At 74.9% G+C, this 26,393-nt stretch carries 29 protein-coding genes; 13 read left to right on the forward strand and 16 right to left on the reverse strand.

The window, feature by feature from the left end; translation table 11 throughout:
* Positions 1-200: 200 nt before the first annotated feature.
* On the forward strand, positions 201-857 hold the full coding sequence (locus tag ACWIYF_RS23155) for an O-methyltransferase (protein WP_448625168.1): 657 nt from the start codon (positions 201-203) through the stop codon (positions 855-857).
* 83 nt (positions 858-940) lie between these two features.
* Here the strand turns inward: ACWIYF_RS23155 and glgC are convergent, their stop codons facing one another.
* Positions 941-2,161 (reverse strand): glucose-1-phosphate adenylyltransferase, encoded by a 1,221-nt coding sequence (gene glgC, locus ACWIYF_RS23160; protein WP_448625169.1) that lies wholly within the window; start codon positions 2,159-2,161, stop codon positions 941-943.
* 73 nt (positions 2,162-2,234) lie between these two features.
* Here glgC and glgA point away from each other — a divergent pair, with 73 nt between their 5' ends.
* Positions 2,235-3,410 (forward strand): glycogen synthase, encoded by a 1,176-nt coding sequence (gene glgA / locus ACWIYF_RS23165; protein ID WP_448625170.1) that lies wholly within the window; start codon positions 2,235-2,237, stop codon positions 3,408-3,410.
* Here glgA and ACWIYF_RS23170 read toward each other — a convergent pair.
* Together ACWIYF_RS23170 and pxpB are read right to left on the reverse strand one after the other, a co-directional pair.
* Positions 3,394-4,245 carry a 5-oxoprolinase subunit C family protein gene (locus ACWIYF_RS23170; RefSeq protein ID WP_448625171.1) on the reverse strand — a complete coding sequence of 284 codons (852 nt, stop codon included), beginning with the start codon at positions 4,243-4,245 and terminating at the stop codon, positions 3,394-3,396. The genes glgA and ACWIYF_RS23170 overlap by 17 nt on opposite strands.
* Position 4,246: 1 nt before the next feature.
* Positions 4,247-4,873, reverse strand: coding sequence for a 5-oxoprolinase subunit PxpB (gene pxpB / locus ACWIYF_RS23175; RefSeq protein ID WP_448625172.1), 627 nt, complete (start codon positions 4,871-4,873; stop codon positions 4,247-4,249).
* A 74-nt stretch (positions 4,874-4,947) separates the two neighbouring features.
* Between pxpB and ACWIYF_RS23180 the strand changes: the two genes are divergently transcribed.
* Positions 4,948-5,709, forward strand: coding sequence for an ANTAR domain-containing protein (locus ACWIYF_RS23180; RefSeq protein WP_448625173.1), 762 nt, complete (start codon positions 4,948-4,950; stop codon positions 5,707-5,709).
* A 6-nt stretch (positions 5,710-5,715) separates the two neighbouring features.
* Here the strand turns inward: ACWIYF_RS23180 and ACWIYF_RS23185 are convergent, their stop codons facing one another.
* Complete coding sequence (locus ACWIYF_RS23185; RefSeq protein ID WP_448625174.1) at positions 5,716-6,492, reverse strand: LamB/YcsF family protein; 777 nt, start codon at positions 6,490-6,492, stop codon at positions 5,716-5,718.
* Positions 6,493-6,579: 87 nt separating this feature from the next.
* Here ACWIYF_RS23185 and ACWIYF_RS23190 point away from each other — a divergent pair, with 87 nt between their 5' ends.
* On the forward strand, positions 6,580-7,905 hold the full coding sequence (locus tag ACWIYF_RS23190) for an MFS transporter (RefSeq protein ID WP_448625175.1): 1,326 nt from the start codon (positions 6,580-6,582) through the stop codon (positions 7,903-7,905).
* A 201-nt stretch (positions 7,906-8,106) separates the two neighbouring features.
* On the opposite strand, the gene ACWIYF_RS23195 is transcribed toward ACWIYF_RS23190, so the two are convergent.
* The 3 genes from ACWIYF_RS23195 to ACWIYF_RS23205 all read right to left on the reverse strand — a co-directional run bounded on the left by ACWIYF_RS23195 (position 8,107) and on the right by ACWIYF_RS23205 (position 9,977).
* Positions 8,107-8,241 carry a hypothetical protein gene (locus ACWIYF_RS23195; protein ID WP_448625176.1) on the reverse strand — a complete coding sequence of 45 codons (135 nt, stop codon included), beginning with the start codon at positions 8,239-8,241 and terminating at the stop codon, positions 8,107-8,109.
* Between the two features lie 565 nt (positions 8,242-8,806).
* Positions 8,807-9,499, reverse strand: a complete 693-nt coding sequence (locus ACWIYF_RS23200) for a DUF6766 family protein (protein ID WP_448625177.1) — start codon at positions 9,497-9,499, stop codon at positions 8,807-8,809.
* Between the two features lie 85 nt (positions 9,500-9,584).
* Complete coding sequence (locus ACWIYF_RS23205; protein ID WP_448625178.1) at positions 9,585-9,977, reverse strand: hypothetical protein; 393 nt, start codon at positions 9,975-9,977, stop codon at positions 9,585-9,587.
* Positions 9,978-10,169: 192 nt separating this feature from the next.
* Between ACWIYF_RS23205 and ACWIYF_RS23210 the strand changes: the two genes are divergently transcribed.
* Positions 10,170-11,672 carry a phytoene desaturase family protein gene (locus ACWIYF_RS23210; RefSeq protein ID WP_448625179.1) on the forward strand — a complete coding sequence of 501 codons (1,503 nt, stop codon included), beginning with the start codon at positions 10,170-10,172 and terminating at the stop codon, positions 11,670-11,672.
* Between the two features lie 321 nt (positions 11,673-11,993).
* On the opposite strand, the gene ACWIYF_RS23215 is transcribed toward ACWIYF_RS23210, so the two are convergent.
* The gene (locus ACWIYF_RS23215; RefSeq protein ID WP_448625180.1) at positions 11,994-13,427 is read right to left on the reverse strand and encodes a DUF222 domain-containing protein; all 1,434 of its coding nucleotides are present in this window, start codon (positions 13,425-13,427) and stop codon (positions 11,994-11,996) included.
* A gap of 81 nt (positions 13,428-13,508) precedes the next feature.
* Between ACWIYF_RS23215 and ACWIYF_RS23220 the strand changes: the two genes are divergently transcribed.
* The 5 genes from ACWIYF_RS23220 to lepB all read left to right on the forward strand — a co-directional run bounded on the left by ACWIYF_RS23220 (position 13,509) and on the right by lepB (position 16,779).
* Positions 13,509-14,018: a DinB family protein gene (locus tag ACWIYF_RS23220; RefSeq protein ID WP_448625181.1), complete on the forward strand. Its 510-nt coding sequence runs from the start codon at positions 13,509-13,511 to the stop codon at positions 14,016-14,018.
* Positions 14,019-14,096: 78 nt separating this feature from the next.
* Positions 14,097-14,459: a cupin domain-containing protein gene (locus ACWIYF_RS23225; protein WP_448625182.1), complete on the forward strand. Its 363-nt coding sequence runs from the start codon at positions 14,097-14,099 to the stop codon at positions 14,457-14,459.
* 200 nt (positions 14,460-14,659) lie between these two features.
* A complete protein-coding gene (locus tag ACWIYF_RS23230) occupies positions 14,660-15,343 on the forward strand; it encodes a response regulator (RefSeq protein WP_448625183.1) in 684 nt (227 codons plus the stop codon).
* 303 nt (positions 15,344-15,646) lie between these two features.
* Complete coding sequence (locus tag ACWIYF_RS23235; protein WP_448625184.1) at positions 15,647-16,207, forward strand: hypothetical protein; 561 nt, start codon at positions 15,647-15,649, stop codon at positions 16,205-16,207.
* 41 nt (positions 16,208-16,248) lie between these two features.
* The gene (gene lepB, locus ACWIYF_RS23240) at positions 16,249-16,779 is read left to right on the forward strand and encodes a signal peptidase I (protein ID WP_448625185.1); all 531 of its coding nucleotides are present in this window, start codon (positions 16,249-16,251) and stop codon (positions 16,777-16,779) included.
* 7 nt (positions 16,780-16,786) lie between these two features.
* Here lepB and ACWIYF_RS23245 read toward each other — a convergent pair whose 3' ends face one another.
* The 5 genes from ACWIYF_RS23245 to ACWIYF_RS23265 form a co-directional block, all read right to left on the reverse strand.
* On the reverse strand, positions 16,787-18,262 hold the full coding sequence (locus ACWIYF_RS23245) for a hypothetical protein (RefSeq protein WP_448625186.1): 1,476 nt from the start codon (positions 18,260-18,262) through the stop codon (positions 16,787-16,789).
* Positions 18,259-18,582, reverse strand: coding sequence for a hypothetical protein (locus tag ACWIYF_RS23250; protein WP_448625187.1), 324 nt, complete (start codon positions 18,580-18,582; stop codon positions 18,259-18,261). Before ACWIYF_RS23250 ends, ACWIYF_RS23245 begins: the two co-directional genes overlap by 4 nt.
* On the reverse strand, positions 18,582-20,084 hold the full coding sequence (locus ACWIYF_RS23255; RefSeq protein ID WP_448625188.1) for a leucyl aminopeptidase family protein: 1,503 nt from the start codon (positions 20,082-20,084) through the stop codon (positions 18,582-18,584). Before ACWIYF_RS23255 ends, ACWIYF_RS23250 begins: the two co-directional genes overlap by 1 nt.
* Positions 20,085-20,173: 89 nt before the next feature.
* A complete protein-coding gene (locus tag ACWIYF_RS23260) occupies positions 20,174-20,341 on the reverse strand; it encodes a DUF3117 domain-containing protein (protein WP_012947303.1) in 168 nt (55 codons plus the stop codon).
* 118 nt (positions 20,342-20,459) lie between these two features.
* Positions 20,460-21,014: a DNA-3-methyladenine glycosylase I gene (locus ACWIYF_RS23265; protein ID WP_448625189.1), complete on the reverse strand. Its 555-nt coding sequence runs from the start codon at positions 21,012-21,014 to the stop codon at positions 20,460-20,462.
* A gap of 56 nt (positions 21,015-21,070) precedes the next feature.
* Between ACWIYF_RS23265 and ACWIYF_RS23270 the strand changes: the two genes are divergently transcribed.
* Entirely contained in the window at positions 21,071-22,579 is a 1,509-nt protein-coding gene (locus ACWIYF_RS23270; RefSeq protein WP_448625190.1) for a glycosyltransferase family 39 protein, read from the forward strand.
* On the opposite strand, the gene ACWIYF_RS23275 is transcribed toward ACWIYF_RS23270, so the two are convergent.
* Positions 22,576-23,469, reverse strand: a complete 894-nt coding sequence (locus ACWIYF_RS23275; RefSeq protein ID WP_448625191.1) for a DMT family transporter — start codon at positions 23,467-23,469, stop codon at positions 22,576-22,578. The two genes, ACWIYF_RS23270 and ACWIYF_RS23275, sit on opposite strands and share 4 nt — an antisense overlap.
* Positions 23,470-23,541: 72 nt before the next feature.
* Between ACWIYF_RS23275 and ACWIYF_RS23280 the strand changes: the two genes are divergently transcribed.
* Together ACWIYF_RS23280 and ACWIYF_RS23285 are read left to right on the forward strand one after the other, a co-directional pair.
* Entirely contained in the window at positions 23,542-23,868 is a 327-nt protein-coding gene (locus ACWIYF_RS23280; protein ID WP_448625192.1) for a TfoX/Sxy family protein, read from the forward strand.
* Between the two features lie 9 nt (positions 23,869-23,877).
* The gene (locus tag ACWIYF_RS23285) at positions 23,878-24,498 is read left to right on the forward strand and encodes a LysE family translocator (RefSeq protein WP_448625193.1); all 621 of its coding nucleotides are present in this window, start codon (positions 23,878-23,880) and stop codon (positions 24,496-24,498) included.
* A gap of 24 nt (positions 24,499-24,522) precedes the next feature.
* On the opposite strand, the gene ACWIYF_RS23290 is transcribed toward ACWIYF_RS23285, so the two are convergent.
* On the reverse strand, positions 24,523-25,368 hold the full coding sequence (locus tag ACWIYF_RS23290) for an ABC transporter permease (protein WP_448625194.1): 846 nt from the start codon (positions 25,366-25,368) through the stop codon (positions 24,523-24,525).
* The gene (locus tag ACWIYF_RS23295; RefSeq protein WP_448625195.1) at positions 25,365-26,327 is read right to left on the reverse strand and encodes an ATP-binding cassette domain-containing protein; all 963 of its coding nucleotides are present in this window, start codon (positions 26,325-26,327) and stop codon (positions 25,365-25,367) included. Before ACWIYF_RS23295 ends, ACWIYF_RS23290 begins: the two co-directional genes overlap by 4 nt.
* Positions 26,328-26,393: the final 66 nt, after the last annotated feature.

Consider the following 26,393-nt stretch of genomic DNA (forward strand, 5'->3'; position numbering starts at 1 on the left):
ATCGCAGACGAGTGCCGTCCCCATGCCCTCCTCGGGCGCAGGGGTGGGCGATGCCGCTCGGATCAGGCGCACATGGCCGTCAACGGACGGGGCCTGCGGGGGTGTTCCCGCCCACAGCCGACTCCCAGCCGGTCCCTGCGCGCACACCCGTCACGCCGCAACCCGATCGCGGGAGCGGGGCCCACTAATCTCGCCCGGTGATGAGCGCCGAGGGACCGCCGCCGGCAACCGGCAGCGCCGAGGCCGCCGCCTACGCCGACCGGTTCGCCACCGAGTCCCCGGCGATGCTGGCCACGCGGGCCCGGCTCGCGCACCACCCGGGCGCGGTGTCCGTGGAGCCCGCGGCCGGTGCCGCGCTCGCCGTCCTCGCCGCCCAGGGGCGGGCCCGCTCCGTCGTCTCGATCGGCGGCGGCGGGATCGCCGGGCTCTGGCTGCTCAAGGGCATGCGCCTGGACGGCGTCCTGACCGCGCTCGACGGCGACCCCGAGCAGCTGCGCGCCGCGCGCACGGCCTTCGCCGAGGCCGGGATCCCGCAGGGCCGCACCCGGCTGATCTTCGGCACCCCCGGCGAGGTGCTCCCCCGCCTCTCCCCGGGCGCCTACGACCTGGTCTGCTGCGCCGGCGCCCCGCGGGAGTACAACGGCCACCTGCCGGCGCTGCTCGACCTCATCCGGACCGGCGGCAGCCTGGTCTGCCACGGCCTGCTCGCCGGCGGCCGGATCGCCGACCGGGCCGCGCGCGACCCGCAGACGGTCGCCTGGCGGGAGCTGGCCCGCACCGTCCGCGAGGACGAGACGCTGCTCTCCGCCGTCCTGCCGGTGGGCAGCGGCCTGCTCGTCGCGACGAAAAGGGATTAGCCGACGCAGTCGGTCCTGCTGCCCGTCGGCCCCGTCCCGGGTCCCACCTCGAGCCTGCGAGGGGTGGGGAGGACGGGGTCCTTTCAGAGGACGGCGCGGGCGCCCTTCCCCAGGACGGCGACCCCTCCGGCGGAGACGTGGTAGTGCTGCCGGTCGGCCTCGTGGTCCACCCCGATCCGCGCCCACGCTGGGACGACGACGTTCTTGTCCAGGATCGCGCGGCGCACGTAGGCGCCCTCCCCGATCTGCACGCCGTCCATGAGCACGCTGTCCTCGACGCGGGCGCCGCGGTCGATCCGCACGCCGGGCGAGACGACGGAGTGGTGCACCGAGCCGCCGCCGATGATCGCGCCGGCGCTGACCATCGACTCCTCCGCGCGGCCGCCCAGCACGAACTTGGCCGGGGGCAGCTGCGGCGGCGAGGTGAGGATCGGCCAGCGGTCGTTGTAGAGGTTGAAGATCGGCGTCACGGACACGAGGTCCATGTGCGCGTCGAAGTAGGCGTCGATCGTCCCGACGTCGCGCCAGTAGCCGTGGTCGCGCTCGGTCGACCCCGGCACGATGTTCGTGGAGAAGTCGTAGACCCACGCCTCACCGGCGTGGGCCAGCATCGGCATGATCGAGCCGCCCATGTCGTGCGCGGACGACTCGTCCGTGGCGTCCTTCCGGAGGGCCGCCAGCAGCGCGTCCGTGGTGAACACGTAGTTGCCCATGGAGGCGAAGCTCTCCTCCGGCGAGTCGGGCAGACCAGGCGGCTCGGCTGGTTTTTCCAGGAACCCCCGCACCTTGCCCGCCGCGTCGGCGTCGATGACGCCGAACTCGGTGGCCTCGTGCCGCGGCACCCGCAGCCCGGCGATGGTCACGCCCGCACCGGTCTGCAGGTGCTGGTCGATCATCTGGCCCGGGTCCATGCGGTAGACGTGGTCGGCCCCGAAGACCATCACGATGTCCGGCCGCGCGTCGTAGATGAGGTTGAGGCTCTGGAAGATCGCGTCGGCGCTGCCGGTGTACCAGCGCGGGCCGAGCCGCTGCTGCGCCGGCACCGGGGTGATGTAGTTGCCCAGCAGCTGGGACAGCCGCCACGTCGTGGTGATGTGCCGGTCGAGGCTGTGGCTCTTGTACTGGGTGAGGACGGCGATCTGCCGGACCTCGGCGTTCACGAGGTTGGACAGCACGAAGTCGATGAGCCGGTAGTTGCCCCCGAAGGGGACCGCAGGCTTGGCCCGGTCCTGGGTCAGGGGGGCGAGCCGTTTGCCCTCACCACCTGCCAGGACGATGCCGAGCACTCGAGGACCGCCGCGCATGCTCGGCAACGTAGCCGGTCAGCGCGCGATCCGTCCCGCTGGACCAGCGCCTCCCGCCCCCTAGGGTGACGCCGTGCGCATCGGGATCGTCACCAGGGAGTGGCCGCCGGACGTCTACGGCGGCGCCGGAGTCCACGTCGAGCACCTCGTGGCGGCGATGCGCTCGCTGCCCGCGGGCCCCGACATCGACGTCCACTGCTTCGGCGGGCCCCGGCCGGACGCCGTGGGCCACGAGGTCCCGGCGAACCTGAAGGACGCCAACGGTGCCCTCCAGGCGGTGGGGATCGACGTGGAGATGGCCGCCGCGCTGGGCGGTGTCGACCTCGTCCACTCCCACACCTGGTACGCCAACCTGGCCGGGCAGCTCGCCTCACTGGTGCACGGCGTGCCGCACGTGGTCAGCGCGCACTCGCTCGAGCCGCGGCGGCCGTGGAAGGCCGACCAGCTCGGCGGCGGCTACCGGCTCTCGTCGTGGGTGGAGCGCACGGCCTACCTCGCGGCGGACGCCGTCGTCGCCGTCAGCCGCGGGATGCGCGACGACGTCCTCGCCGTCTACCCGGAGCTCGACCCCGCCCGGGTGCACGTCGTCCACAACGGCGTCGACGCCGAGGCCTACAAGCCGATCGAGGCCCCGGACGTCGTCCGCTCGCTCGGGGTCGACCCCGACCGGCCGTACGCGCTGTTCGTCGGCCGGATCACCCGGCAGAAGGGCGTGGCCCACCTGCTGGCCGCCGCCGAGCAGCTGCCCCCGGAGGCCGGGCAGCTGGTGCTGTGCGCCGGTGCAGCGGACACCCCCGCCGAGCGGCAGCAGGTCGCGGACGCCGTCGGCGCCCTGCAGGCCCGCCGGGGCGGCATCGTGTGGATCGAGGCGATGCTGCCCCGCGAGCAGCTGGTGCCGCTGATCACGGGCGCCACGGTGTTCGTCGTCCCCTCGGTCTACGAGCCGCTGGGCATCGTCAACCTCGAGGCCGCCGCCTGCGCCACCGCCGTGGTCGCCAGCGCGGTCGGCGGCATCCCCGAGGTCGTCGACGACGGGCGCACCGGGCTGCTCGTCCCGTACGACGCCGACGACCCTGCCGCCTTCGAGGCCGGGCTCGCCGCCCGCATCGCCGAGCTGCTGGCCGACCCGACGCGCGCGGCGCAGATGGGCGCCGCCGGCCGGGAGCGGGTGCTCTCGGAGTTCGGCTGGCCCGCGGTCGCGCAGGAGACCGTCGGGCTGTACACCGCCGTCCTCAACGGGCAGGCCTGAACCGGAGCACGTCTCCGGGGCGGAGCTGCGCGGCGGCCGGGAGGTCGGCGGTGACGACGACGGCGAGCACGGGGTAGCCGCCGGTCACCGGGTGGTCGGCGAGGAAGAGCACCGGCGCGCCGTCGGGGGGCACCTGCATCGCGCCGGGCACCAGGCCCTCGCTGGGCAGCTCCGCCTCGATGGCACGCTCCAGCCGGGGACCGGTGAGCCGGATGCCGACACGGTCGCTGTCGGCGCTGACCGCCCACTCCGCGGAGACCAGCCGGGTCCACGCCTCACCGGTCAGCCAGTCGCGTCGCGGGCCGGGCAGCACCCGCAGCACCGGGGCGTCCGCCGGCGCGGGCACCGGCGCGACGTCGACCACAGGCTCGTCACCGGCGCTGTCCCCTACGGCCAGGAGCGCTCCTGCCGTCAGCGGTTCCGGCCCCAGCCCGCTGAGCCGGTCGGTGCTGCGGGAGCCGAGGACCGGCGGCACGTCCACTCCCCCGCGGACGGCGAGGTACGAGCGCAGCCCGACGGCCGGCACCCCGAGCAAGAGCTCGGCACCGGCGGGCACCGTCGTCGGCGCGTTCATCGACGCCGGACGGCCGCCGACGGTGAGCGCGGCCGGGGCGCCGGTGAGCGCGACCAGCACCGTCCGCTCGGCCCGGGCCCGCAGGCCGCCCGCGGTGATCTCCACGGTGGCCGCGCCGGGGAGGTTGCCGACCAGCCGGTTGGCCAGGTCGTGCGAGGCCCGGTCAGCCGCGCCCGACCGCGGCACGCCGATGCCGGCCCAGCCGGTGCGCCCGGCGTCCTGCACGGTGGCCAGCGGGCCGGGCGCGAGGATCCGCAGCACGTCAGCGCACCTCCCGCAGGCGGACGCGGGTGCCCGGGCTCAGCAGGGCCGGCGGGTCCCGGTCGACGTCGAACAGGACGGCGTCGGTGCGTCCGACCAGCTGCCAGCCGCCGGGCGAGGCCCGGGGGTAGGCGCCGGCGAACGGCCCGGCCAGGCCGACCGAGCCGGCGGGCACCCGGGTGCGCGGCGTGCTGCGGCGCGGCACGTGCAGGTGCTCCGGCAGCCCGCTGAGGTAGCCGAAGCCGGGCGCGAAGCCGGCGAAGGCCACCGTGAGCTCCACGCCGGTGAGCTCCTCCACCACCCGGGGCACCGGCCGGCCGGTCAGCTCCGCCACGTCGTCGAGGTCCGGGCCGTCGAAGACCACCGGCAGCTCGATCGACCGGACCGCCCCGTCGCCCGCCGGCGCGGTCAGCGGCAGCCGGCGGAGCCGGGCGGTGTCGGTGTCGACCGGCGCGCGGTCGAGGAGGACCAGCACCGTGCGCGCCGCCGGGACCAGGTCGACCTGACCGGGCAGCGGCTCGCGCTCCAGCGCGGTGCGGACGGCGGCGACCGCACCCAGGTCGGGCACCTCCACGAGCAGCGCCCGGTCCCCGTACGGCAGCACGGTGATCCCGTCGTCCGCCGCCATGCCGCCATGATCCCGCCACCGGCCGGGGACCGCCCCGTGGAGCCGGGCGCCGCCGGGAGGCGGACAATCGGGGAGTGACCATCGCCGGACGGTTCGAGGACGCCCTGGTGGCGGCTTCCGAGCCCGGCTCGGAGGGCCCGGAGCTGCTGCCGGTCCGGCTGGCGCGCGCCGTGGTCCGGATGCTGCCGGTCGACGGCGCCGGGATCAGCCTCGCGGGCGACCACGCGCAGCGCATCCCGCTGGGTGCGAGTTCCGAGGCCGCGGCCATGGCCGAGCGGTTGCAGTTCACCGTCGGGGCCGGGCCGTGCATGGCCGCGCAGACGGGCCGGGAACCGGTGTTCGCCCTCCACGAGGACCTCCGCCGCCGCTGGCCGCCGTTCGCCGATCTGCTGGCGGCACGGACGCCGTACTGCGCGGTGGTCGCCCTGCCGCTGCGGGAGGCGATCGCCGGCCTCGGTGCCATCGATCTCTACTTCACCCGCGACGACGCCGTCGCGGAGGTCGACGTCTTCGAGGCGCTGGCCGTCGGCGACCTGATCACCTCCGCGCTGTCCGAGACGGCGGTGTGGTCGGTGTGGTCGCCGGCGCGCGGCCCGGAGTGGCTGCACGGCCCGGCGGCGGAGCGGCGGGCGGCGGTGTGGGAGGCGATGGGCACCGTGTCGCTCCACCTCGACGTGGACCCCGCCGAGGCGCTCGCCGTCCTCCGGGGCGCCGCCTACGCCTCCGGCCGCAGCGTGGACGACGTCGCCGCGGACGTGCTGGCCGGCCGGATGGACCTCGGCGACCTGGACCCCCCGGAGGAGTCCGCCTCGGCCGACCCTGCTCCGGCCGGGTGACCGCCCTCAGGCGGTGAACGACCCGACCCGCAGGCCGGCGCGTTCGAGCGCGCTGCGCACGCCCCGCGCCAGCTCCACCGCGCCGGGGGTGTCGCCGTGCACGCACACCGAGTCGACGGCGACGTCGACCGTCGTGCCGTCGACCGCCACGACGACGCCCTCGGCCGCCATCCGCACCGCGCGCTCGGCCACCGCGCGCGGGTCGTGCACCAGCGCGCCGGGCGCGCGCCGGGACACCAGCGTGCCCTCGGGCGTGTAGCCCCGGTCGGCGAAGCCCTCCGCCACGGTGCGCAGGCCGGCCGCCTCCGCCTTGCGCAGCAGCACCGAGCCGGGCAGACCGAGGACGGGCAGCCCGCGGTCGTAGGCCGTGACTGCCTCGACCACCGCCTTCGCCTGCGCCTCGTGCGTGACGACGGCGTTGTAGAGCGCGCCGTGCGGCTTGAGGTAGGAGACGCGGCCGCCGCTCGCGCGGGCCACCCCGTCGAGGGCGGCCAGCTGGTAGAGCACGTCGTCGGTCAGCTCGGTGGGTGCGACGTCGATGAACCGGCGGCCGAAGCCGGCCAGGTCCCGGTAGGACACCTGCGCGCCGATCGCCACGCCGGCCGCGACGGCGCCCGCGCACACGCGGCGCATCGTCGACGGGTCGCCGGCGTGGAACCCGCAGGCGACGTTCGCGCTCGTGACGACGCCGAGCAGCGCGTCGTCGTCCCCGAGCCGCCAGACGCCGAACCCCTCGCCGAGGTCGGCGTTGAGATCGATGGCCCGGCCGTCGGATGTGGTCACCGGCGCAGTCTGGCACCGCATGCGCGGTCGGCTCCTGTCGTGGGTACCCCCCGGCGCGACCCGACCGGACCCGGATCGAGGACCGTCATGAGCAGCACGGACGAAACGGCGACCGCGGCACGCAGCCCCCGGAAGGTGATCGTCGCCAGCCTGATCGGCACGTCGCTGGAGTGGTACGACTTCTTCCTCTACTCCACCGCGGCCGCCGTGGTGTTCAACCGGTTGTTCTTCCCCGACTTCGCGCCGGCGACCGGGACGCTGCTCGCCTTCACGACGGCCGCCGTCGGCTTCGTTGCCCGGCCGCTGGGCGGGATCGTCTTCGGCCACCTGGGCGACCGCCGCGGCCGCAAGCAGGTCCTGGTGATCACCCTGCTGATGATGGGGCTCGCCACGATGCTCATCGGCGCGCTGCCCACCTACGACGCGATCGGCATCGCCGCCCCGCTGCTGCTCGCGCTGCTGCGGTTCGTCCAGGGCCTCGGCCTCGGCGGCGAGTGGGGCGGCGCGGTGGTGATGACGCTCGAGCACGGCGCCGGCGACCGGCGCGGGCTCAACGCCAGCTGGCCGCAGGTCGGCGTCCCCATGGGCAACCTGCTGGCCGCCGGCACGCTCGGGCTGCTCGGCGCGGTGCTCAGCGAGGACGCGTTCCTGTCCTGGGGCTGGCGCATCCCGTTCCTGCTGTCGGGCCTCCTGGTGCTCGTCGGGCTGTGGATCCGGATGTCGGTGGCGGAGAGCCCGCTGTTCGCCGAGGTGGAGCGCGCCGGGGCGAAGGTGAAGATGCCGCTGGTCGAGGTGGTCAAGCGGCATCCCCGCCAGCTGCTGGTGGCGATGGCCGCCCGCATCGGGACCGACGTCGCCTTCTACACCTTCACCGTCTACAGCCTGGTGTTCATCACCGACAGCGTCGGGCGGGAGCGCAGCGTCGGGCTGACCGCCGTCCTCGTCGGCTCGGCCTTCCAGCTCGTGCTGATCCCGCTGTTCGGCGCGCTGTCCGACCGGTTCGGCCGGCGGCCGGTCTACGCCCTCGGCGCGGTGGCGGCCGCGGGGTGGTCGTTCGCTCTCTTCCCGCTCCTCAACAGCGCCTCGACGGCGGTCATCGTGTTCGCCGTGTCCGTCGCGCTGCTGACCCACGCGGCCATGTACGGGCCGCAGGCGGCGTTCATCGCCGAGCTGTTCAGCACCGAGCTGCGCTACAGCGGCGCGTCGATGGGTTACCAGCTCGCCGGCGTCCTGGGCGGCGGCATCGCGCCGATCGTGGCGATCGCTCTGGTCGACGCCACGGGCACCTCGTACTCCGTCTCCCTCTACGTGCTCGCCATGCTGCTGCTGACGCTGATCGCGCTGGCGGTCGCGCCGGAGACCTCGGCGCGCTCCCTGCGGGAGGACTCGCAGGTGGCGGCCGCCACCCGCTGACCGGCCTCTGAGGAAGGACGCGATGGTGCGGCCCAGCCAGCCGGCGACGGTCGAGAGCGGCCCCAGCAGCCCGGTCGCGGCCGTGGCGAGGGCACCGGCCGAGTAGCGACGAACTGACCCGACTGCGGACCGGTGTACAGCGTGCCCTCGACGTTGTTGATGTTGACCGCGTTCTGTGAGCCGATGTGCACGCGGGCCTCCTCAGCGGTACCGGTACGGAACGGGGAAGCGCTGCTCCACCTGCCGTCTGCCGGCGGTGGCCGTCACGTGCAGCACGATGCCGACCACGATGAGGACGGCGCCCGCGAGCGCGGCGACGTAGCCGACGAGGAGCACCGGGCTGAACAGGTCCAGGTCACCACCGTTCGGCGGGTCTGCGTCGTCGCCGCGTCGTTGAGGGCGGCGAGGAACGGGAGCATCCGCGACAGCACCGCGGCCAGGCCACCCACCACCAGGACCAGGCCGAGTCAGACGAACCACCGGGCGCGGGTATCTCGTGCGCGCTCTGGCTGGGCACGACCATGCCGCCGCCCCCGGGCGCAGCGGCCGGATAGGCCTGCGTCGCGGGATGGGTGGCCCCGGCGGGCCGTCGAGGCGCAGCCGCTGATGGCCGACCCCGATCAACGCCCCGCCGCCGACCTCGGTCGAGCAGGTGACCCGCAGGCCGCCGACCGTCGTCCCGTTGGTGAAGCCGAGGTCATGGCGAACCACCGGTCGGCGATCCGGGCGAGCTCGGCGTGGTGCCAGCTGACCCGCCGGCGTGCCGTGCGGCGCGAGTACGACCAGGCGCGACGCGAGGGCGTCCACCACGCGCACCTCCCGGCGCGGGGATCGGGACCCCGACGCCAGGGGCGCCCCGGGACCCGGCCCAGGCCCCTCCGGCTCTGCCGAGCGGGGGCGGTCAGCCGGTCTGGCCGGTGTCCGCGTGCGCCACCCCGACCGGCTTGGACTCCGGCGATCCGCGCTGGCGGAGGTAGACGGAGAAGATCGCCATCGACCCGACGGCGAGCATCTCCGACTGCCAGTTCTGGAAGGACCGGTTCCAGAAGTCGGCCTCGACGAGGTAGCCGCCGAAGCTCACCGGGTCCTGCCGCTCGCTGAGCTGCTCGCTGTTGAACGCCGCCCACCCGGCCACGGCCGAGGCCGCCCAGGTCAGGAGGAACAGCGTGCCCATGAGCACGCCCAGCGACCGGGAGAACAGCGTCGTCCGCCAGTTCCCCGCCTTGGCCCACGCGGGCGAGTCCTCGTCGGCGTGCCGGCCGACCTTCTGCTCCTCGTCGGACTCGGTGCCCTCCTCGCCGGGCTGCTTCGACTCGGCCGAGCCCTTCTGCACGAGCCACACCGTGGCGAATATGTAGAGGAGGAACTGCAGGTACTCCGACTGCCAGTTCTCCATCACGTCGACCATGAAGGACGACGACGTCACGTAGTCCAGGAACGAGACCGGCTCGAGACCGTTCGAGATCTGCTGGGCGTTGAAGTCGGCGGTCCCCGAGATCGCCTGCCCCACCAGCGTGGCCAGGAAGAGCGTGCCGAAGGCGAGGCTCAACGCGTTGTTGCGCAGGAAGCCGTAGCTCGGTTCCTTCGTCGTCACCGCCCGGTCACCCCCAGCACGACGGCGTAGGCGATGCCCAGCAGGATGATCACCAGGTAGGTCGCGAAGACCGCGCGCACACCCTTCACGGCCCCTCCACCTCGCAGTCGTAGGGCGCCTCGCCCCGGGGCTCGCAGCCGGCCGCGGCGACCCGCCAGCCCGCGTGGGTCTCGGTCAGGAAGACCGTCTCGTCGCCTAGCCGGACCTGCGCGTCACCGCCCCACACCTCGACCGCGGTCACCTCGCCGCCGGGCAGCGGCACCTGCGTCAGGGCGTCCTCACACGGTGTGGACTCCTCGGACTCGAAGGCGACCAGCGTCGCCGGCGCCAGCAGGTCGCAGCGGGCCTGCGGATCGCCGGCGGGGTCCTCGAACGCGGTGGCCACCCCGGCCACGTCCGGTTCAGCGGCACTCGAGCACCCGGTCAGCAGGAGGGCGAGCAGCCCTCCCCCGCCGAGCAGCACCCGTCCCGGAACCACCCTCGACCTTCCCCTGGGCACGGCACTCTCCTCGGGGTCGGCGGCCCGGGGAAGTCCCGATGCGCCCGGCGGACCGCGCAGCGATGGCCGGCCTGGGTTCGGCCGGGCACCGAGCGGCTACCCCCGTTGCCTGCCGGGCCAAACGATCATCACCCGAGCGGGGGACCGGGCCGGCCGATCTACCGTGGCCGCGTGGCACGGGTCGTGGTCGTCGGGGCGGGGCTCGGCGGGTTGGCCGCGGCGGCCCGGCTGGCCGCGCTCGGTCACGCGGTCACCGTGCTGGAGCAGGCGCCCGAGGTGGGCGGCAAGCTCGGCTGGTTCGCCCGCGAGGGCCACGGCTTCGACACCGGGCCCAGCCTGCTCACGCTCCCCCAGCTCTATCGGGACCTGTTCGCGGCGACCGGCGGTCCGCTGGACGACGTCCTCGACCTCGTGCCCCTGGACCCGGCGGCCGAGCTGCGGTTCGCGGACGGCACCCGGCTGCGGATGCCCGGCCGCCGCGCGGACGTGCCCGGCGCGCTGGACGACGCCCTGGGCGCGGGCGCCGGGGCGCAGTGGGCCGCGCTGCTGCGGCGGGCCGAGGCGATGTGGCGGGTGGCCGAGCAGCCTTTCCTCCGGTCCCCGCTGGCCGGCGCGGCCACGCTCGCCGGCCTCGCCCGCACCCCGGCCGACGTGGCCACGATCGCGCCGTGGGCCACGCTGCGCGGCCTGGGCCGGCGCCACCTGCGGCACCCGCACCTGCGGACCCTGCTCGACCGCTACGCCACCTACTCCGGCTCTGACCCGCGGCGGGCCCCGGCGGTCCTCGCCACGGTCCCGTACGTCGAGCAGGAGCACGGTTCCTGGTACGTGCGCGGGGGGCTGCGCCGGCTCGGCCTCGCCGTGGCCGAGCGGGCTGCCGAGCGCGGCGCGGTCGTGCGGACGTCGTCGCCGGTGGCGTCGGTGATCGTCGAGGGCGGCCGGGCGGCCGGCGTCCGGCTGGCCACCGGCGAGTTGGTGCCCGCCGACGTCGTCGTCTCGGCCGCCGACGCGACCGCGCTCTACCGCGACCTGCTGCCGGCCGACCGCCGCACCCGGGCGGTCCGCGCGGCGCTGGCCCGGTCGACGCCGTCGCTGTCGGGCTTCGTCCTGCTGCTGGCCCTGCGCAGACGCACGCCGGGGCTGGCCCACCACACCGTGCTGTTCCCCGACGACTACGACGCCGAGTTCGATGCCGTCTTCGGCACGGGACGCTGCCGCGGCGCACCGCGGCCGGTCACCGACCCCACCGTGTACGTCAGCGCACCGGACGACCCCGCGACCCGCCCTGACGACGACAGCGAGTCGTGGTTCGTGCTGGTGAACGCGCCGCGGCACGACCCGGACGGCGGGGTGGACTGGACCGCCCCAGGCCTGGCCGACGCCTACGCCGCGCGGGTGCTCGCGACGATGGCGCGGCGGGGCCTGGAGGTGCGGGAGCGGCTGCGCTGGTGCGTCGTCCGGACGCCGGCGGACCTGGCGCGCGACACCGGCAGCGTCGGCGGCTCCATCTACGGGACGTCGAGCAACGGCACCCGGGCGGCGTTCTTGCGGCCGGCCAACGCCTCCCCCGTCCCGGGCCTGTTCCTCGTCGGCGGTTCCGCCCACCCCGGCGGCGGCCTGCCGCTCGTCGCGCTGTCGGCCGAGATCGTCGCGGGGCTGGTCGGGCGCGCCTGACCCGTCCGGGCGCTCTGAGAGACCCGGCGCCGTGCAGGTCGCATACCTGTGGCCGCTGGAGGTCCGCGCCGCGAGCGGACCCTCGCAGTGCCGGGTGTGCGGCTACGGCGGCCGCTGACCGCGCTGGCCCTCGACCCGGTCCAGGCGCCGAGGTGGACGCCGTCCAGCGCCTGTGTCTCGCCGAAGCGCTTGGTGAGGCCCTCGACCTCGATCCCGTAGGTGGTCGTTCTCCCGTCGTCGCCGCCGACCATGACGAAGGGTGCTGACCGACCGCGCACACGACGTTGACACGGCTTGGGGCAACGTCTCAGGTCAGTACCGCTAGAACGGTGGCGGGTCGTCGGCCGGATCCGGCGGTGGCGGCGGTGGGGGTCGCCGGCGCATCGCCCAGGGGCGGGTGGTGCGGGTGACGCCCGACGGGGTGGTGACGTGCAGCGTGCCGTCGGGGTCCATGGCGAACCGCCAGCCGCGGAAGAGGGTCTTCAGCCGGTGGTGGGTGCGGCACAGGCAGCACAGGTTGGTGCAGTCGGTCGGCCCGCCGCGGGAGTGGGCGACGACGTGGTCGTGGTCGGCCCAGCCGACCCGCTGCCCGCAGTAGGGCATCCGGCAGGTGCGGTCGCGGGTGCCGATGAACTCCCGCTGCGCGCCCGTGGGGGTGTAGCGGTCGGTCGCCGCCGGCGGGTTCAGGCCCGCGCCCCGCTTCACCAGGCGCTGCAGGTCGGCCAGGGACGCGGTGGCGAGCAGCCGGCCGGTCTCATCGGTGAGCGCGAAGGTCAGTGACCCGCCCTCGGGGGTCTGCAGGCCGAGCGCGCCGATCCGGCGCAGCAGGTCGGCCAGGTGCGCCGGGGTGATGGCGAAGCCGTTGACCTGCGCCGGGGCGGTGCTGGCGCCTTTCAGTGCCTCCAGCGCGGCGGTGATGGTCAGGCTGGCCCGGGCACCGGCGGCGCCGATGGCGGCGCCGCGCACGAGCAGGGAGAACAGCTCGTTGCGGAGCTGCCCGATCGGGCGCGGATCGCCGTCGGCCTTGGCCTGCTGGGCCAGGGTGTTGAGGAAGTCGAAGCCCTCGGCGGCCTCCTCGGCCGGCAGGTCGGCGCCGAGGGTGGCCCGCCCGTCCGGGCCGGGCTCGACGAACACGTCGGCGTTGCGCTCCGCCAGCGTGCGGCTCTCGTCGGCCGCGGCGGGGTCGAGGTCGAGCAGCACCTCGAGGATGCGCCGCTTGAGCGCGGCGAAATTCAGCCCGGCCGCCTCGGGCAGCACCACCGCCTCCACCCGGGCGGCCAGCGCCGGGCGGGTGTGTTCCAGGGTGTCGGCGAGGATCTGCGCCCGCCGCTCGTCCAGCGCACCGCGCCGCAGCGCGGCGCCGGTGGCCGGCAGGCGGTGCCGCCAGGTCCAGGCCCGGCGCAGCCTGTGCGTCGCGGTACCCCGCCCGACGCCGAGCACCAGGCCCAGCTCGTCGGGAAAGGACTCGCTGATCCCGGGGAACTCCGGCTCGGTCTGCCGCCAGTCCCGGCTGCGCGCCCCCGGGTGATCGTCGGCCGGGTCGTCCTCATCGGGCCGGTCGGCGGCGAACCCGAGGATCAGATCCGCCTCGCGGGCGGCCAGCCGGGCCCGCTGGGCCTGCAGGCGCTGCAGCTCGGCGGCCTTCTGCTCCGCGGTCAGCCAGGAGACCGGCAGCCGCGGTTCCGGCGCCGGCCGGGTCCGCACCCAGTCGACCAGAAAGCCCTCCACCGTGGAGGTGCCCGCCGTCTGCTGCATGACCCCAACCTAGGGACGGGGTCTGACAGTTCTGGCGCCTTCAGCAGGACATCTGTCTGCGGCGCCTGACAAGGTCGCCCGGTGCGCACCGACCCGCCGAACTCCGGTTCCGAGCTCGAACTGCTCAGCGGATTCCTCGACTTCCTCCGCGAGACCGTGCTCCTGAAGACCGAGGGCCTGACCCGCGAACAGCTTGCCCAGCCGCATCCGCCGTCGACGCTGACCCTCGGCGGCCTGCTCAACCACCTGGCGCTGGTCGAGGACTGGTGGTTCCGGGTCAACGCCCTCGGCCTGCCGCACGTCGAGCCGTGGGCCGCGGTGGACTGGACCGCGGACCCCGACTTCGAGTTCCGCACGGCGGCCGACCTCGAACCGGAGGAGCTCCGCGCCAGGTACCGAGAGGCGTGCGACCGGAGCCGTGAGGTCGTCGCACGCGCCCAGAGCCTCGATCAGCCGACCGCGCAGCCACCGCGCGAGGGCGGCACCCGGAACCTGCGCTGGGTGCTGATCCACATGATCGAGGAGACCGGACGCCATGCGGGCCACGCGGATCTGCTCCGCGAGGCGATCGACGGGACGACCGGCGAGTAGCGGCCTCAGCGGCCGGTCGCGCCCTTCCCCATGTCCCGCGCCGCACCCGGCAGCCCCGCCACGGGCCATGCTGGCGCGATGCCCGAGCCCATCGACCTCGCCGCCGTCCTCGCCACGTTCGCCGAACCATGGCAACCACGCACGGTCGCCACACTGAACGACTACGACGTCCGTGTCGTGCGCACGCACGGTGAGTTCACCCGGCACAGCCACCCGGAGACCGACGAGTTCTTCCTCGTCCTGCGCGGTTCGCTGACCATCCGGCTCGACGACGGCGACGTCGAGCTCGGCCCCGGCCAGGCCTACGTCGTCCCACGCGGCGTGCCGCACCAGCCGGTGTCCAGGGACGGCGCCGAGGTGCTCCTGGTGGAGCCCAGCGTGACCGTCAACACCGGGGACAACCCCGGCGAGCTGACCGCCGAACGCCATCTGGCCAGGTGAACGCCCCGCCCACGGGCACACAATTCCATTACGCGCGATCAAGGTTCTGATTACGCACTGTGGCGACGCCACGGGAGAAACTTCTCCAGTCAAGAACGGGGGCCCACAGGCCCTGTTGGTGTCTGTGTACCTCAGGTGCTAATGGGGCAACTTCCGCCCCGGGACCACCCAGGGGAAACACGAACATGTCGGGGGACCACATGCCGCAGGCCGTAATGCAGAACGCTCGGGGGCTCGAGGGCGCACGCGTGCTCATCGTCGACGACCACCGGACGTTCGCCGAGCTACTCAGCGGCGCCCTGGCCTCGGCCGGCATGCAGCCCATCGGGACGGCGTCCTCGGCGGCCGAGGCGATCGCGATGGTGGAGCAGCTGCGCCCCGACGTGGTCGTCATGGACATCGAGATGCCACGCCAGGACGGGCTGGCCGCCACGCGGCGCATCCGCGAGGTCTGCCCCGAAGCGATCGTCGCCGTCGTCACCGCGCACCGTGATCCGGAGTGGGTCATGCGGGCGGCGCAGGCCGGCGCCTCGGCGTTCGTCCCCAAGGACGGCTCGCTCGTCGAGATGCTCGACGTGCTGCGCAACGTCCACGCCGGCCAGATGCTCGTCGCCCCTTCCGCCTTCGGCCGCACCGGCGCGTCGTCCGGCCCCGCCCCGCGCGACCCCACCGTCCCGCAGCTGACCAAGCGCGAGCAGGAGGTGCTCGAGTACCTCGGCCAGGGCATGCAGGTGAAGGGCATCGCCCGCGTCCTCGGGATCACCCTGGAGACCTGCCGCGGCTACGTGAAGTCGCTGCACGCGAAGCTCGACGCGCGGTCCCAGCTGGAGGCCGTGGTCAAGGCCCAGCGCCTCGGCCTGCTCGACAAGCGCGACGCCTCCTGACCGGAGGCCACCTCAGGCACCGCAGGCCCAGCGGCGCGCGTCCGGACGGACGCGCGCCGCTCGGGCATGCCGGCACCGTCGCGTCCCTCGCCGGTGGCGACGACCGGGCGTGTAGCGCCGATCCCCCAGCTTGTGGGGGGTGTCCACACCCCAGGTGGCGGCTTGGACGACGGGCACTCCCGCGGCACAGTTGTCCGCAGCAACGAGCCCGTGACCGAGCGAGGGAGACCCGATGGAGACAGCCGGCGACCTGATGACGCTGTCCCTGTTCGGCGGCGCTGCTGTCGCGTCGGAGACCCTCCGGTGAGCGCGGCCGTGGACACCGCGGGCGAGCTCTCCGCCGCTCGGGTCCGCGCCCGCCGGACGACGGCGGGGTGGTCGTGGACGGCGATCCTGGCGTTCGCGGCGTCCGGTCTGCTGCACCTGCTCGTGGCCGCCCGCCACGTCGACCACAGCACCGCGGTCCTCGGCTTCTTCCTGATCGTGGCCGCCGGGCAGGTCGGGGCGGCAGGTCTGCTGTTCGTGCTCACCCGGCCGGGACTGCGGCCGTCAGCCGGCCTGCTGACCGCGGGCATCGCGGGGACCGTGGGGCTCATCGGCCTCTACCTCGTCGCGCAGCGCACCGGCCTGTTCACCGACCTCCTCGGCACGAGCAGCGCCGCCGCAGGGCAACACGCCGGGCACGGGGACCCGGTGCCGGCGGAGTCGGGTGCGCGCGATGCCGCCGTCCTGGGTCTCGAGGTCCTCACCGTCGTCGCGCTCTCCGCCCTCCTCCCGCGCACCTGGCGCGGCCGGGTGGTGGACGCCCTCTGCGCGCTCGGCGCGCTCACCTGGCTCCTGTGGCTCACCGGCGTGCTCGGGTGAGCTCCTCCCCCGGAACCCCGGGCTCGGCGGCCGTCCCCCCCGTGCGGTCGCCGGGCCCGGCCCGGGTTCTGCGCCGAGCGGGGACCGTCGTCCTGGTCCTGCTCATGCTGCTGGTGGTCGGCTCGACCATCGGCGTGCTGCCCGTGCAGCTCGAGCGGGTCGGCTCGGACAGCATGATGCCGACCATCGACCCCGGCGACCTGCTGCTGGTCCGCGAGTGGGGCGGTCCACCCGAGCGGCGCGACGTCGTCACCGTTCCCGATCCCGACGGCGGCGAGCTCCTGGTGAAGCGGGTGGTCGCCGTGGGCGGCGACACCGTGGGCATCGAGGACGGCGTCCTGGTGGTGAACGGGACGCCGGTGTGCGAGGCCGCCATCGACCCCGCCCTGATCGACGGCGAGTTCTTCGGCCCGGTCGACGTGCCGGCCGGGCAGATCTTCCTCCTGGGCGACAACCGGGACCGCTCCATCGACTCCCGCCACTTCGGCACCGTCGCGGCAGCGGACGTGGAGGGCGAGGTCGTCGGCCGGGTCTTCCCGTCCCCGGGCTCCCTGCCCGACCCGCGCTGCTGAGCCCGGATCAGCCCCGGGCGGCGCCGTACCCGAGCAGCGCGGCGAGCCCGAGCGCGCTGCGGGCCGCGTACGGCATCCGCCACAGCCCGCCGTGCACGGCCAGGTTCGCCTCGTCCTGCCACGGGTGCTCGTGCGCGGGGCCGCCCTGTGTGTGCAGGTCGTGCACCAGCAGCGCGGCCATGAGCACGTTGGACGTCGCCGGCTCGAACACCTCGACCCCGAAGCGGTGCGCCCCCGCGTAGGCCGCGGCCAGCGCCCGGTTCTTGACCACCGAGCGGGTCCGCGTGGGCGGAGCGACGTTCATCGACACCGTCGCCCCGGCGGCCCGGGCGGTCGTCGCCCGCCAGCGCTGCAGCCGCTTGGCCAGCGCGTAGTTCGGCCCCTGCTGCGCCACCAGGACGTCGCTGATCCCCGGGTCGGCGCCGGGCACGTAGGCGCGGCGCAGCAGCCGACCGGCAGACAGCGTGCGCAGCGGCCGGCTGATCAGCTTGGCCCGCGCCGAGCGCCCGGCGTAGGCGGCGGCCGAGTGCGCGACCGCCTCCCCGGGGACGGCGAACACGTCGGTGGGCGTGGCGAGGAAGGCCAGCGCCAGCTCGGGGCGGGCCTGCTGCATCCGCACGGTCAGCGCGTCGACCGCCACCGACACCCGCACGTTGGCGGCGCCGTCGGCGTAGACGTAGTTCCCGAGCACCGGCGTCCCGGGCAGCCCGGCGAGCCAGTCGCCGATCGCCGGCACCTCGGTGACCAGGTCGGCGCCGGCGTGCCCGGCCACCTGCCGGTCGTCCGGATCGCCGCCGGAGGTGACCGGCAGCAGCAGGGTGCCGGCGTTGCGCCGCGCGGTCTCGACCACCCGCTGCCACAGCGGCGGGCGGGGCAGGTCGACCCCGGCGACCCGTGCGCCCCAGCGCAGCAGCGAGGGCAGCGGACCCATCTCCGCCCCGGCACCGAGCACGACCACGGTGGTGTCCGGCAGCCGCAGCCACTCGGGGTGCGCGACGACCGCTCGCACGGCCTCAGCCGCCGAGGGCTCCAGCACCCCGCGCTCGGCCCAGTCGTCGAGCCGGCGCAGCAGGTCGTCCCCGCGCAGCCGCCGCCCGGCGTAGGGCAGGGAGAACTCCTCCTCGCGCTCGCCGGTCCCGTGCACCTCGACGGTGTCCAGGGCGCGTGGCGGCGGCGCGGTGGCCCAGGCGTCCAGCGGGACCTCCGCGTTCGGGGGCAGCGCGACGCACATCCGCCGGTGCAGCGAGGCGAGCCCGGCCGTGGCGATCGAGCGGGCGGCCTCCCCCGAGGCGAGCCCGGCCTCGACCAGCCGGCGGAAGTGCACCAGGTAGCCCGCCCGCCAGTTGGTCTCCTGCTCGGCGGCCAGCGCGCCGGCCGGGTCGACCGGGCGCAGCGCGTCGGCGACGACGGCGCGTCCCAGGGCGGCGGTGCTGCGCCGTCCGTCCGGGCCGGCGGGGAAGACGACGCCGCTGTCGTCGCTCATGACACTCCTCGTCCGTGCCGGCCGGCGCCGGCCGCGAAGCGGGCCGCCCCGGGCAGCGCGTCGACGGCCAGCGACGCGCGCCCGTGCCGGAACTCGTTGGCCAGCGCGGCCGCCTCGTCGAGCCCCTCCTGCTCCAGCAGGGAGGTGCGGTCCTGACGCAGGCAGGTCTGCGGGAAGGCGGCGAGCTGGGCGGCCACGGCGACCGCGGCCTCGTCGTCGGCGTCGCGGCCATCCTTCAGGGCCCCGCGCCGAGCGTGCGAGGTGTGGGGGGAAGGGTGGTCCTTCTCCGGCCCCGACCGCTCGACCGTCACCGCGCTCATCAGCGCTCCAGGACCGAGGGCGGCGGAGCCACCGGTGCGCCGGCCTCCAGCCACCGCACCAGCGTGCGGGCGCCGAAGCCGGTGCCGCCCTTGACCACCTCGGCGTCGTCCGAGGCCGCGCGGGCGGGGCCGGCGACGTCCAGGTGCGCCCACGGCAGGTCACCGGCGAACGGCCGCAGGAACAGCGCCGCCGTCGTGCTGCCGGGGTTGCCGGGCGCGTTGTTCGCGTCGGCGACGTCGCTGTCGAGCAGGTCCCGGTACTCATCGGCCAGCGGCATGCGCCACAGCGCCTCGCCGGCGTGCGCCCCGGCGGTGGCCAGCGCGTCGGCCAGGCCGTCGGTGGTGGTGTACAGCCCGGCGGTCTTCGTGCCCAGCGCGATCTTCATGGCGCCGGTGAGCGTGGCGACGTCGACCAGCACCGTGGCGCCCAGCTCGAGGCGGGCGTAGGCCAGCCCGTCGGCGAGCACCATCCGCCCCTCGGCGTCGGTGTTGAGCACCTCGGTGGTCCGCCCGCCCACGTGCCGGACGACGTCGGCCGGCCGGTACGAGGAGCCGGACACCGCGTTCTCGGCGGCGGGGACGACGGCGGTGACCGCGACCGGGAGCCGCAGCCGCGCCGCGGCGTCGACGGCGGCCAGCACCGCGGCGCCGCCGGCCATGTCGGTCTTCATCTCCCGCATGCCGGCGTTGGGCTTGATCGAGATGCCGCCGGTGTCGAAGGTGATGCCCTTGCCGACCAGGACCGGGTGCCCCTCGCCCGCGCCGGCCGGCCGGTAGGAGGCGACGATGACGCGCGGCGGCGTGGCCGAGCCGCCCCCGACGGCGAGCACGCCGCCGAAGCCGCCGGCCCGCAGGTCGTCGGGCTCCAGCACGGAGACCCGGACGTCGTCGAGGCCGGCCAGCCGCTCCCCCGCCTCGGCGGCCAGCCAGGCGGGGTTCTTCGTGTTGCTCGGGGTGTTGACCAGGTCGCGGGCCCAGGCGACCGACTCGGCGGTCACCTGCCCCGCCCGCGCGGCGGAGGCGAGGTCACCGGCGTCGGTGGCCACCACGGTGACGGTGTCCAGGCGCGGCGGGTGCGGCGTCGACGTCTCGCGGAACCGGTAGCCGGCCAGCAGCGCGGCCTCGACCGCGGCGCGCACCTCGTCGGCGCCGGCCGGCGCGACGCTGGTGTCGACCGGGAGCACCAGCCGGCGCGCGCCGTGCTCGGCGAGGGTCTGCGCGCGCCGGGCGGCGGCCGCGGCGTACCCGCGCAGGTCGGGCACGGTGCCGTCGCCGACGCCCACCGCGACGACGGTGCGCGGGCGGCGGCCGGGCACGGGGACGTCGGTGAGCCCGCCGGGCTTGCCGCCGTTGCCGGTGTCGGCCAGGACACCCGCGACGTAGTCGGCGCCGACCTCGGCCGGCAGCCACGCGGGCAGCGCGCCGCGGGCCCCGACCGGGACGGCGAGAACGTCCTCCTCGGTCAGCGCGGGGAGGGTGGCGAGGAGGTCGACCCGCGGCAACGGCGCGGCCCCGGTCGCCGGCGGTCTGCCGGTGGCCGGGGCCGTGTCGTCGTGCGCGGGGCTGCCCGGGGGCAGGCTCGCGGCGCTGGTCAGCTGGTCGCGCCCTTCAGTGCCTCGGACAGCGCGGCCGCCTCGTCCGGCGACAGCTCGACGACCAGGCGACCGCCGCCTTCGAGCGGTACGCGCATGACCAGCCCACGGCCCTCCTTGGTGACCTCGAGGGGACCTTCACCCGTGCGCGGCTTCATGGCCGCCATGCGTGCCTCCTTCGCCGGCCGTCCGCACCCTCCCGCGGGAGAGCGAACGGCATCCGTCGCTGCTGACCTCTCCGGTCAATGATCCCGTATCGCGAGCTTCCGTCCAACACGAGCCCCCTCAGCGGGTGGCGCGGAAGCAGGCGGCGACGTGGTCGTCGACCATGCCCGTGGCCTGCATGAGGGCGTAGGCGGTCGTCGGGCCGACGAAGACGAAGCCCCGCCGCTTGAGCTCCTTGGCCATCGCGACCGACTCGGGGCTCGTCGCCGGGACGTCGGCGATCGTGGCCGGGCGCGGCCGCGGAGCCGTGGGCGCGAACGACCACAGCAGGGCGTCGAGGCCCTCCGGCAGCTGCTGCGCGGCCCGTGCGTTGCGGACCGCGGCGGCGATCTTCGCGCGGTTGCGCACGATGCCGGCGTCGGCCATCAGCCGCGCCTCGTCGTCCTCGGTGAACTCCGCGACCGCGTCGATGGCGAAGCCGGCGAACGCCTCGCGGAACGCCGGCCGCTTGCGCAGGATCGTGATCCAGGACAGCCCCGACTGGAACGCCTCGAGGCACACCCGCTCGAAGAGCGCGTCGTCGCCGTGCAGCGGCGTCCCCCACTCCTCGTCGTGGTAGGCCACGTACTCCGGCGCACTCGTGGCCCACGCGCAGCGCACCGTCCCGTCGTCCACGGCGGGCACGCTAACCCGGGCCTGCGACAGAACCCGTCCGGCTACCGTTCCGGATCGTGACCACGCTCGCCGAGGACCGCCACCCGCGGACGGCGCACCGCCCGCCGGTGGCCTGGGCCCTGCTGGCCGCCCTCTCGGCGGCGCTGACCGTCCTGCTGCTGGCGTTCGCCGGCCGCTACGGCTACCACCGCGACGAGCTCTACTTCCTGCGCGCCGGGCGCGAGGCGGCGTTCGGCTACGTCGACCAGCCGCCGCTGACCCCGCTGCTCGCACACGCCATGGACACGCTGGCCCCCGGGTCGCTGGTCGCGCTGCGGACGCCCTCGGCGATCTCCGCCGGGCTGGTCGTGCTGCTCACCGGGCTGATCGCCCGCGAGCTCGGGGCCCGCCGGGGCGGGCAGGTGCTGGCCGCGGCATCGGCCGCGGTCGCGGCGGTGTTCATCGCCGTCGGCCACCTGCTGTCCACGACCACCTTCGACGTGCTCGCCTGGACGGCGCTGTCGTGGCTGCTCGTGCGGGCCTTCCGCGACGGCGGCCCGGTGTGGCTGGCGGCCGGCGCGGTCGCGGGCCTGGCGCTGCAGAACAAGACGTCGCCGGCGTTCCTGCTGGCCGGGGTGCTCGTCGGCGTGCTCGCGGCCGGGCCGCGGAGCGTGTTCCGCTCCCCGTGGCCGTGGGCCGGCGCCGCGGCGGCCCTGCTCCTGTGGGCGCCGAACCTGGTCTGGCAGGCGGCGCACGGCTGGCCGCTGCTCGATCTCGCGGGCGCGATCGCCGGCGGCAGCTCCGGGACCAGCGAGCCCTGGTACCTGTTCGTCCCGATGCAGCTGGTGCTGGTCAGCCCGGTGCTCGTGCCCGTGTGGGCGGCCGGCTGGTGGCGGCTGGCCCGCGATCCGGAGCTGCGGACCTGGCGGGCGTTCGCCGTCGCCTACGCCGTCCTGACCGTGCTGTTCGTGGTCACGGGGGGCAAGCCGTACTACATCGCTGGCCTGTACCCGGTGCTGCTGGCCGCCGGCGCCGACCCGGTGCTGCGCTGGGCCGAACGCGGCGCCGGGGCTCTGCGCCGCCGGCTCGTGGCCGCCGCGCTCGTGCTGAGCCTGGCGATCGCCGCGTTCCTGTTCCTGCCCGTGGTGCCGGTGGCCGCGCTGCACGCCACCCCGGTGCTCGCCGTGAACTACGACGCCGGCGAGACGGTCGGCTGGCCGCGGTTCGCCGCGCAGGTCCGCGACGTGCGGGCGGGCATCCCGGCCGGCGAGCGGGTCGCCGTCCTCACCGCCAACTACGGGCAGGCGGGCGCGGTCGACCGCTTCGCGCCGGAGCTCGGGCCGGCCTACAGCGGGCACAACTCGTACGGGACGTGGGGACCGCCGCCGGACGACGCCACGACGCTGATCGTGGTCGGCTACGACCGCGCGACGCTGCAGCGGTGGTTCGGCGACGTGACGCCGGCCGGGCGGATCGACAACGGCGTCGACCTCGACAACGACGAGCAGGGCACGCCGCTGTGGGTCGCGCGCGACCGGCTCGAGCCGTGGTCGCGGCTGTGGCCGGAGGTCCGCCACATCGGTTAGGGGACGGGCGCCTCGACGGCCTCGGCCGGCTGCGGTGCGCTGCGCCGCGTGGCGAGCACGCAGCCGGCGAGCACCAACGGCAGGCCCAGTGCGATGCCGAGCGTGAAGTCCTCACCGAGCAGGAGCACGCCGAGGAGGACGGCGACCGCCGGGTTGACGAAGGTGATGACCAGCGCCCGCTGCGGCCCGACCTCGCGGATGAGCAGGAAGAAGACCGCCAGCGCCAGGGCGGTGCAGACGACGCCGAGGCCGGCGACCGCCAGCAGGGCTCGCGCCGGTGCGTGCACGGCCTCGTCGAGCTCGGGGATCGCGAACGGCGCGTAGACGATCCCGGTGACGGTGAGCGCGAGCGCGCTGGCGGCGACCCCCGGCACCTCCGGCAGCGCGCGGGTGACCACCATCGGCCCGGTCGCGTAGCCGACGACGACGACGGCGACCGCCACGATCGGCAGCAGCTGTGCCCCGCTCACGTCCAGGCCGAGCAGCGCGACGATCCCGACGACGCCGAGCGCCATGCCGGCCAGCCGGACCGCGGTGAGCCGGTCCTCGTCCCCCGCGATCCGCCCGGCCAGGGCGGCGACGAACGGCGTCGTGGCGACGAGCAGCCCGGTCAGCGAGCTGGACAGCGACGTCTCCGCGTAGGAGAGCAGCAGCCACGGCACGGTCATCTCGAGCGCGGCGAACAGCAGCAGCGCCTTCCAGTGCCGCAGCGCCGGGCGCAGCCAGCCCTTCGTGGCGGCCCACGGGAGCAGCAGGACGGCGCCGACGACGCAGCGGCCGAAGACGACGAGCACCGGCGAGAGGTCCTCCACCGCGACCTTGATGAGCAGGTACGGGATCCCCCAGATGACCGACATCGAGAGGAACAGCACCCAGCCACGGCGACTCACGGGGCGATCCTGCCAGCCAGGCGGGTCGGTCCACGTTGCGCTGCCCTGCCCGAAACCGCTGGGATCGTGCCCATGGACGCCGAACAGCGGTTCGCCGCCCTGGTCGAGGCCCTCGCCACGCGGCCCGGCGTCGGGCCGCCCGGTGCCGGCGGACGGCGGGGGTTCGGGTCCGCCGCGCTGACCGTGGACGGCCGCATCTTCGCGATGGTCGTGGGCGGCGGGCTCGTGCTGAAGCTGCCGCGGCACCGGGTCGAGGGGCTGGTCGCCGCGGGCACCGGGCTGCCGTTCGCCGCCGCCAACGGCACCCCGATGCGGGTGTGGGTGGCCCTCGACCACGGCACGCCGGAGTCCGACCTGGCCCTGGCGGAGGAGGCGCTGGCGTTCGTCCGCGGCTCGTAGGCTGGGTTCGTGGACTGGTCTGCCTACGCCTCCTTCCTCGGGCTGGCGACGCTGCTCGTCCTGGTGCCGGGCGCGGACTTCGCCGTCGTCACCCGCAACGCCCTGGTCGGGGGCCGCCGGCGCGGCTGGTGGAGCGCGGTCGGCGTCACCACGTCCAACGTCGTCCAGGGGGCCGCGGCCGCGGCCGGGCTGGCCGCCGTCATCGTGCGCATCGAGCCGCTGTTCCAGGCCATCCGCTGGGCCGGGATCGTCTACCTGGTCTGGCTGGCCGTGCAGTCGCTGCGCTCGGCGGTGCGCGGCGAGTACGCGTCGGCGCCGGACCCCCAGACCTCCCCCGGCCAGGCGTTCGCCGGCTGGCGGCAGGGATTCCTCTCGAACATCACCAACCCGAAGGTGCTGGTGTTCTACCTGGCGGTTCTCCCGCAGTTCCTCGGCCCGGACGCGCCGCTGTGGACCCTGCTGCTCTTCGCGCTGACCCACGCCGTCGTCGGCCTGGTCTACCTCGTGGCGCTGGTCGGCGTGCTGGACCGCGCCCGGGGCTGGCTGGCCCGCCGGCGGGTGCGCCGGTCGCTGGACGCCCTGACCGGCGTGGCCCTGCTCGGCTTCTCCGCCCGCCTCGCCGTCGAGTAGCGGGCTTTCTGTACCGAAAGCCCGTCATTCGGGGCGGCTGAACATCCAGGCGGCGACGGCGAGCAGGAGGCCGCCGACGCCGGCGACGATGACCACGTCGAGCCAGACCGGCACCGGCCACGAGCCCCAGTGCAGCGCGATCGAGGCGTCCAGGCCGGGATCGACGTAGTGCAGCACCAGCCGGCGCACCGCATCGACGCCGTAGGTCACCGGGTTGACCAGCGCAAGGACGTGCAGCCAGGCCGGGAGCGCGCTGCTGACCGGGAAGAACGCCCCGGACAGGAACATCAGGGGCGCCAGGAGCAACTGCACCCGCGGCATGACGGTCTGGATCGACTGCACCCGCACCGCGAGCACCAGCCCGAACGCCGTGATCGAGAACGCGATGACGAACAGCAGCACGATGGAACCGATGATCATCAGTGGCGCGTAGGGCACCCCGACCAGGCCGGCCAGTGCGAGCAGGACGACGGACTGCAGCGTGGCCACGGTCGCCCCGCCGAGCGTCTTGCCCAGCACGATGCTGGTGCGGCTGACCGGGGCCACCAGCATCTCGCGGAGGAACCCGAGCTCGCGGTCCCACACGATCGAGATCGCCGAGAACACCGCGGTGAACATGACCGAGGTGGCCAGCACACCGGGGAAGAGGAACGTCGAGTAGTCGGCGTCGCCGAACGCGTTGCCCGGGATCGAGGCGCCCAGCCCCTTGCCCAGCACGAAGAGGAACAGCAGCGGCTGGGCGAAGGAGGAGAGGATGCGGCCGCGGTCGGTGCGGAACCGGTAGAGCTCCCGCTGCCAGACGACCTTGGCCGCGCGCAGCTCGTGGAGGGGACCGCGGGTCGCGACCCGCACCGGTGCGATCGTCGTCATCGCCGTCCTCCGAACATGAAGGCGGTCATCCGGTTACCGCCGGAGGCCTCCTGGCGGTCGGCCATGCGCGCGCCGGTGTAGGCCAGGAACACGTCGTCCAGCGTCGGCCGGGAGACGCTCACCGAGCGCACCGTCAGCCCGAGCTCGAACAGCTTGGGGACGAACTGCTCGCCGTCCGGGGTGAGGACGACGAGCGCGCCGCCCTCCCGGGTCGTCTCCACGCCGAGCCGCTCCCGGATCAGCGCCTCCGCGGCGTCGTCGTCCGTCGTGACGACCCGCACCCGGTCGTGCCCGACGCTCGCCTTGAGCGCCGAGGGGGTGTCGAGCGCGCCGATCCGGCCGGCGTCGATGATCGCGATCCGGTCGCAGCGCTCGGCCTCGTCCATGTAGTGGGTGGTGAGGAAGACGGTGATGTCCTCCTCGGCCCGCAGCTGGTCGACGTAGCGCCACAGCGTCGCTCGCGACTCCGGGTCCAGGCCGATGGTGGGCTCGTCGAGGAAGAGCACGCGCGGGGAGTGCAGCAGCCCGCGGGCGATCTCCAGCCGGCGCTTCATGCCGCCGGAGAAGGTGCGCACCTTGGAGTCACGGCGGTCGGCGAGGCCGACCATCTCCAGGACGCCGTCGAGCCGCGGGCCGACGCTCGCCCTGGGCATGCCGTAGATCTCCGCGTGGAAGCGGAGGTTCTGCTCGGCGGTCAGGTAGTCGTCGAGCGTCGTCTCCTGGAACACCAGGCCGATGTGCCGGCGCACCTCGGTCCGGTCGCGGACGACGTCGAAGCCGGACACCCGCGCGGCGCCGGCCGTCGGCTGCAGCAGAGTGCACAGGATCTTGATGGTGGTGGACTTGCCCGCGCCGTTGGGGCCGAGGAACCCGAAGAGCTCCCCGGCGCGCACCGAGAGGTCGATGCCGCGCACCGCCTCCACCTCGTCGTAGGTCTTGACCAGGCCGCTGGCCTCCACCGCGGGCGGGCGGTCGACGGCGGCTTCCCCGGCAGGGGTCCCTAACGTTGTTAGAGCCACTCCCGC

It is taken from the genome of Geodermatophilus sp. URMC 64 (assembly GCF_053502555.1).

What these genes read in the sequence shown, in the direction of transcription:
- ACWIYF_RS23155 (WP_448625168.1), top strand. Translation starts at nt 201, where the DNA reads ATGAGCGCCGAGGGACCGCCGCCGGCAACCGGCAGCGCCGAGGCCGCC.
- glgC (WP_448625169.1), bottom strand. Translation starts at nt 2,161, where the DNA reads ATGCGCGGCGGTCCTCGAGTGCTCGGCATCGTCCTGGCAGGTGGTGAG.
- pxpB (WP_448625172.1), bottom strand. Translation starts at nt 4,873, where the DNA reads ATGGCGGCGGACGACGGGATCACCGTGCTGCCGTACGGGGACCGGGCG.
- ACWIYF_RS23190 (WP_448625175.1), top strand. Translation starts at nt 6,580, where the DNA reads ATGAGCAGCACGGACGAAACGGCGACCGCGGCACGCAGCCCCCGGAAG.
- ACWIYF_RS23215 (WP_448625180.1), bottom strand. Translation starts at nt 13,427, where the DNA reads ATGCAGCAGACGGCGGGCACCTCCACGGTGGAGGGCTTTCTGGTCGAC.
- ACWIYF_RS23225 (WP_448625182.1), top strand. Translation starts at nt 14,097, where the DNA reads ATGCCCGAGCCCATCGACCTCGCCGCCGTCCTCGCCACGTTCGCCGAA.
- ACWIYF_RS23230 (WP_448625183.1), top strand. Translation starts at nt 14,660, where the DNA reads ATGCCGCAGGCCGTAATGCAGAACGCTCGGGGGCTCGAGGGCGCACGC.
- ACWIYF_RS23245 (WP_448625186.1), bottom strand. Translation starts at nt 18,262, where the DNA reads ATGAGCGACGACAGCGGCGTCGTCTTCCCCGCCGGCCCGGACGGACGG.
- ACWIYF_RS23250 (WP_448625187.1), bottom strand. Translation starts at nt 18,582, where the DNA reads ATGAGCGCGGTGACGGTCGAGCGGTCGGGGCCGGAGAAGGACCACCCT.
- ACWIYF_RS23260 (WP_012947303.1), bottom strand. Translation starts at nt 20,341, where the DNA reads ATGGCGGCCATGAAGCCGCGCACGGGTGAAGGTCCCCTCGAGGTCACC.
- ACWIYF_RS23280 (WP_448625192.1), top strand. Translation starts at nt 23,542, where the DNA reads ATGGACGCCGAACAGCGGTTCGCCGCCCTGGTCGAGGCCCTCGCCACG.
- ACWIYF_RS23290 (WP_448625194.1), bottom strand. Translation starts at nt 25,368, where the DNA reads ATGACGACGATCGCACCGGTGCGGGTCGCGACCCGCGGTCCCCTCCAC.